This is a genomic window from Colwellia echini (genome assembly GCF_002843355.2).
GTDB lineage: Bacteria > Pseudomonadota > Gammaproteobacteria > Enterobacterales > Alteromonadaceae > Colwellia > Colwellia echini.
In genome coordinates this window covers 1-892 of the sequence record NZ_PJAI02000069.1, presented here as the reverse complement: position 1 = coordinate 892, position 892 = coordinate 1, and the positions used below count along the sequence as shown (strand labels likewise).

Genomic DNA, 892 nt, shown 5'->3' with positions numbered 1-892 from the left:
TATTAATTGTTGCCGGGAAGCTAGAGTAAGTAGTTCGCCAGTTAATAGTTTGCGCAACGTTGTTGCCATTGCTGCAGGCATCGTGGTGTCACGCTCGTCGTTTGGTATGGCTTCATTCAGCTCCGGTTCCCAACGATCAAGGCGAGTTACATGATCCCCCATGTTGTGCAAAAAAGCGGTTAGCTCCTTCGGTCCTCCGATCGTTGTCAGAAGTAAGTTGGCCGCAGTGTTATCACTCATGGTTATGGCAGCACTGCATAATTCTCTTACTGTCATGCCATCCGTAAGATGCTTTTCTGTGACTGGTGAGTACTCAACCAAGTCATTCTGAGAATAGTGTATGCGGCGACCGAGTTGCTCTTGCCCGGCGTCAACACGGGATAATACCGCGCCACATAGCAGAACTTTAAAAGTGCTCATCATTGGAAAACGTTCTTCGGGGCGAAAACTCTCAAGGATCTTACCGCTGTTGAGATCCAGTTCGATGTAACCCACTCGTGCACCCAACTGATCTTCAGCATCTTTTACTTTCACCAGCGTTTCTGGGTGAGCAAAAACAGGAAGGCAAAATGCCGCAAAAAAGGGAATAAGGGCGACACGGAAATGTTGAATACTCATACTCTTCCTTTTTCAATATTATTGAAGCATTTATCAGGGTTATTGTCTCATGAGCGGATACATATTTGAATGTATTTAGAAAAATAAACAAATAGGGGTTCCGCGCACATTTCCCCGAAAAGTGCCACCTGACGTCTAAGAAACCATTATTATCATGACATTAACCTATAAAAATAGGCGTATCACGAGGCCCTTTCGTCTTCAAGAATTATACACTCCGCTATCGCTACGTGACTGGGTCATGGCTGCGCCCCGACACCCGCCAACACCCGCT

1 protein-coding gene is annotated in these 892 nt (G+C 46.2%); it reads right to left on the bottom strand.

Annotated features, from left to right (window positions below):
* On the bottom strand, positions 1–618 hold a 618-nt coding region (gene bla, locus CWS31_RS17300), incomplete at its 3' end, for a class A beta-lactamase (protein WP_040194170.1).
* Positions 619–892: the final 274 nt, after the last annotated feature.